At 69.6% G+C, this 4,476-nt stretch carries 7 protein-coding genes and 1 tRNA gene; 5 read left to right on the top strand and 3 right to left on the bottom strand.

Going from position 1 to position 4,476, the window contains the following annotated elements; translation table 11 throughout:
- Nucleotides 1-40: 40 nt before the first annotated feature.
- Both AC2VNT_RS06610 and AC2VNT_RS06605 read right to left on the bottom strand, forming a co-directional pair.
- Nucleotides 41-523 (bottom strand): DUF309 domain-containing protein, encoded by a 483-nt coding sequence (locus AC2VNT_RS06610; RefSeq protein ID WP_486946093.1) that lies wholly within the window; start codon nt 521-523, stop codon nt 41-43.
- 86 nt (nt 524-609) lie between these two features.
- Nucleotides 610-1,386, bottom strand: a complete 777-nt coding sequence (locus AC2VNT_RS06605; protein ID WP_486946092.1) for a class I SAM-dependent methyltransferase — start codon at nt 1,384-1,386, stop codon at nt 610-612.
- Nucleotides 1,387-1,593: 207 nt separating this feature from the next.
- On the opposite strand from AC2VNT_RS06605, the gene AC2VNT_RS06600 reads away from it, so the two are divergent.
- A complete protein-coding gene (locus tag AC2VNT_RS06600; protein ID WP_486946091.1) occupies nt 1,594-1,818 on the top strand; it encodes a zinc finger domain-containing protein in 225 nt (74 codons plus the stop codon).
- A 66-nt stretch (nt 1,819-1,884) separates the two neighbouring features.
- Here AC2VNT_RS06600 and AC2VNT_RS06595 read toward each other — a convergent pair.
- Nucleotides 1,885-1,967, bottom strand: a tRNA-Tyr gene (locus tag AC2VNT_RS06595).
- Nucleotides 1,968-2,055: 88 nt separating this feature from the next.
- Here AC2VNT_RS06595 and AC2VNT_RS06590 point away from each other — a divergent pair.
- The 4 genes from AC2VNT_RS06590 to AC2VNT_RS06575 form a co-directional block, all read left to right on the top strand.
- On the top strand, nt 2,056-2,547 hold the full coding sequence (locus AC2VNT_RS06590; RefSeq protein ID WP_486946090.1) for a YajQ family cyclic di-GMP-binding protein: 492 nt from the start codon (nt 2,056-2,058) through the stop codon (nt 2,545-2,547).
- Nucleotides 2,548-2,602: 55 nt separating this feature from the next.
- Nucleotides 2,603-3,109 (top strand): hypothetical protein, encoded by a 507-nt coding sequence (locus tag AC2VNT_RS06585; protein ID WP_486946089.1) that lies wholly within the window; start codon nt 2,603-2,605, stop codon nt 3,107-3,109.
- Entirely contained in the window at nt 3,106-3,720 is a 615-nt protein-coding gene (locus AC2VNT_RS06580) for an RES domain-containing protein (RefSeq protein WP_486946088.1), read from the top strand. Before AC2VNT_RS06585 ends, AC2VNT_RS06580 begins: the two co-directional genes overlap by 4 nt.
- A gap of 69 nt (nt 3,721-3,789) precedes the next feature.
- Nucleotides 3,790-4,476 (top strand): flavin-containing monooxygenase (locus tag AC2VNT_RS06575; protein ID WP_486946087.1); only part of this gene is annotated, 687 nt, incomplete at its 3' end.

Raw genomic sequence — 4,476 nt, 5'->3', positions numbered from 1 at the left:
GGCCAGCGTCCAGCGCGTCGGCTCCGTCACAGCTGAGAACCTAGCCGACCAGGCGCGGGCGCAGCCGCTCCGGCGCGATCTCGGTCCCGGCGTCCAGGTCGTCGATCAGCGCGGCGGCGAACGTCAGCAGCCCGGGGACGTCGATGCCGTACGGCGCCGGGGAGTCGCCGCCGGCGAGCCGCCACGACGCGCGTTCCAGCAGGGTCTTCGCCCCGGTGCGGTTGCCCCGCTGGAGATGGGTTACGCCGACGGCGATCTGGGCCAGGCCCTGCCAGAGCAGCCGCTCGTCGTCGGGGCCGTTCTTCCAGGCCGCCTCGAGCACCTCGTGGGCGCTGAACGCCAGCCCGTCGTCCAGCAGCCGCTGCGCGTAGGCCAGGCTCTCGGCCGGCGGCAGGTCCAGGTCGTCGGGGATGCTCTCGACGCTGCCGGTGCTGCCGCGCGGCAGCGGACGGCCCAGCCGGTCCCGCGGGCGGGCGTTGCGGGCCCGGCCACGCTCATCGCGGTCGCGGTCGGGTGCTGTCATATCACCATCAGGGCCGCGAGTGGTGATCCGGCGACGCGATACGGGACGTATACGTCGCGAGATCACCACACGCGAAGGGGGTGGCGCTAGGCCGCCGGCTTCTCGGCGATGACCTCGATGGCGGCCATGTTCTCGTGGTACTTGCGGAACACCGACCGCATGTCGAGCACCCGGGCCCGGGCGTCGGAGTCGCGCAGCACGTTGACGACGAACCGCAGCGCACCGAGCAGGCCCTCGTCGGCGATCAGCCGGTGCGGCTCCAACAGCGACATCGGCGCGAACGACACCTTCTTCACCGTGAAGCCGGCCGCGCCGAGCACCTCGGTCCACTCGCTCGCGGTCAGCGGGCGGGCGTTGACCTTGATCGACCGGGCCAGCGAGGTGCGCACCTCGTCTTTGACCTCGGCGGCCACCCCGTCGGGCTGCAGCGCCAGTTCGTGGATGGCGTACCGACCGCCCGGGCGCAGCACCCGGAACGCCTCGCGGGCGATCTCCACCTTGTGCGGGTCGGTCTGCATGGTCAGCATCGCCTCGCCGACCACCACGTCGGCGCTGGCGTCGGCCAGCCCGGTCGCCGACGCCTCGCCGTTGACCACCGTGCCCTTGGCGCCGACCACCGAACGGACCACGCCGGCGGCGTTCTCGTCGCCCTCCACCCCGGTGTAGCTGCTCGGGTGCCGGCCGAGGATCTCCCGGGCGGTGCGGCCCATCCCGGGCGCCAGCTCCACCACGTCGACGCCGGGCAGTTCGGCGTCGACGAGCATCCGCTCGGTCAGGCCCAGCCCGCCGGGGCGCAACACCCGTTTGCCCAGCCGGGCGAAGAGCCAATGGCCGGGGAGATCTGCGGCTTTCCTGTCGGGCATCGGTAGTTGTTGCATGCAAATTAGGTTAGGCTTGCCCCAGTTCCGGTTGCCAGGGTCTTTGGACCCTACTGCGCCCGCCGCGCGGCCCGGTGGTCGGTGACCGGCGAATTGCCCCGCTATGCTCGCTCCGATGACTGCCCGGGATGCGCGCGCTGCTTGACCTGTTTGCGGCATACCTGGCCAGTGTGACCGGCGTAACCTGGGTTTATGGCTCCCGCAAACTACACCGAATCCGGCGGGGCCAACGAGTGGTCCGACGAGATCGTCGCCGAGGCGATCAATCGGTCCTGCCCGTACTGCGGTGTGCAGCCACCCGAGAACTGTCACGGTGGCCACCCGATCGAGTTCGCCGGCCCGATGGGTCACATGGTCAAGCTGCACGCCCCGCGGCTTCGGCAGGTTCCGGCCTACACCGCGCCGCAGCACCACTGATACGCCGGATGTCGTCCACGCCGTGCCCCGGCCTGCCCATCGGCATGGCCGATCGGAAGAGCTGGGTGGCAGGTGCAGGATTCGAACCTGCGTAGGCTTTCGCCGACGGATTTACAGTCCGCTTCCATTGGCCGCTCGGACAACCTGCCGTATCGCGCCTAGCAGACTACAACGAGGATGTACCCAGGGTACAAACGGCCAGCGCCTGCAGAACAGAGCACCGAGAGGGGACCGCAGATGGCGGATTCATCGTTCGACGTCGTCAGCAAGGTCGACCGCCAGGAGGTCGACAACGCGCTGAACCAGGCCGGCAAGGAGCTGGCCACCCGATACGACTTCCGCGGCACCGACACCAGCATCGCCTGGAAGGGCGAGGAGGCCATCGAGCTGACCAGCTCCACCGAGGAGCGGGTCAAGGCCGCCGTCGACGTGTTCAAGGAGAAGCTGATCCGCCGGGACATCTCGATGAAGGCGTTCAAGGCCGGCGAGCCGCAGGCCTCCGGCAAGACCTACAAGATCACCGGCTTGCTGCAGCAGGGCATCGATTCCGAGCACGCCAAGAAGATCACCAAGCTGATCCGCGACGAGGGCCCCAAGGGGGTCAAGACCCAGATCCAGGGCGACGAGGTGCGGGTCAGCTCGAAGAAGCGCGACGACCTGCAGGCGGTGATCGCGCTGCTCAAGGGCGCCGACCTGGACGTGGCGCTGCAGTTCGTCAACTACCGCTGAGCGTGCACTCCGTGCGACATCGGAATTCGCACGAAATGCATGTACACTGGGCTTCGTGACCACCGTCGACGACCTGACCGCCGCCACCCGGCGGATCTGGCAGAGCGCGCAGGCGGTGGGCGCGGCGCTGTCTTCGGTCACGGTGTACACCGAGCCCGCCATCGCCCGGGCGGTGCAGGCCGAACACAACCTCTACGACCGGATCGACGCCGAATTCGGCATGCTGACCAGCACCGAGGCCGGCAAGCGGCTGGGGTCGCGGTCCACCGCACCGCGCAACCTGGCCGCCGCCGCGCACCGCGCCAAGACGCTGATCGGCGTGCGGCGCGGCAACCACCTGGCCTATCCGGGTTTCCAGTTCGGGCCGGACGGAAAGCCGTTGGCCGTCATCGCGGCGCTGCGCAAGACCGCCGAGGCCAACGACTGGTCCGAGACGGGCGTGGTGCAGTGGCTCTGCGCACCGACCACCTACCTCGACGGCGATCGGCCCGTAGACCATCTCGCCACGGATCCCGAACGCGTCGCCGCAGTGGCGGCGGATGATTTCGGCATCTCGTGGTGAGGTGGCCGCCGAGCCCGTTCGCCCCGACCACCGTCATCCTGCCCGCGGGCCGGCTGCTGTACCGCGTCGCATCCGCGACCCGCACCGCCACCGAGTTCAACCCCGGCGTCGGCGGCCGCACCCGGTTCGGTTTCTTCGGGGATCCGGTGGTGCCGATCATGTACGCCGCGGAGACCGAGGAGGCGGCCGTCGCCGAGACCCTCCTGCACGACATCCCGGTCGAAGGGGGCGTCCTGCCGTACGACAGGTACGCCGACAAGGTTCTGACCCGGCTCGAGGTCACCCGCGAGGTGCGGGTCGGTGTGCTGCACGGGATGGGGTTGCGACGGCTGAAGGTCACCGCCGCCGACCTGACCGCCGGCCCGGCGTCCGGCTACGCCGACACGGTGCGCTGGGCCGAAGCCGCACACGGCGCCGGTCTCGACGGCCTGGTGTGGATGTCGCGAATGTGCACCGACGCACGCACGTACGTCTTCTTCGGCGATCGGTGCGCGGGGGCGTTGAGTCAGGACCCGTCGCACGCGCGCATCTTCGCCGGCCCCGCCGACCAGATCTGGCTGATCGAGCTGTGCGCGCCGCTGCATGTGGACGTGCTGCTGCAGCCGCGCTGACCGCGCTGGAGCCGGTGAATCGGTGAGTGCATAAGCTGGAAAAGGACGACGCCGAATGGAGGCCCGGGCATGGCGGACCGTATCGACCCAGACCCGCAGTACGTCGACGTCGTGATCGTCGGCGCGGGCATCTCCGGGCTGGGCGCGGCCTACCGGATCACCGAGCGCAACCCGGACACCAGCTACGTCATCCTGGAGCGGCGGTCCCGGATCGGCGGCACCTGGGACCTGTTCCGCTACCCGGGCGTGCGCTCGGACAGCAGCATCCTCACCCTGTGCTTCCCGTACGAGCCGTGGGTGCGTGAGGAGCGGGTGGCCGACGGGGAGCACATCCGCGAGTACCTGACCGCCACCGCGCACAAGCACGGCATCGACGAGCACATCCGGTTCGACAGCTACGTCCGCGCCGCCGACTGGGACTCGTCCACCGACACCTGGACGGTGACGGTCGAACAGGACGGCGCGCAGCGGAGCTACCGCAGCCGGTTCGTCTTCTTCGGGTCCGGCTACTACGACTACGACGACGGCTACACCCCGGATTTCGCCGGCATCGAGGAGTTCGGCGGCACCGTCGTGCACCCGCAGCACTGGCCGGAAGAGCTGGACTACACCGGCAAGAAGGTGGTGGTGATCGGCAGCGGCGCCACCGCGATCTCGCTGATCCCGGCGCTGGCCGAGCGGGCCGCCCAGGTCACCATGCTGCAGCGCACCCCGACGTACCTGATCTCGGCGGCGCAGTACGGCCGGTTCACCAAC

Source organism: Mycobacterium sp. TH-M15 (assembly GCF_057473705.1).
Note: the sequence above shows the minus strand (reverse complement) of the source record. Positions and strands in the feature narration are given on the sequence as shown.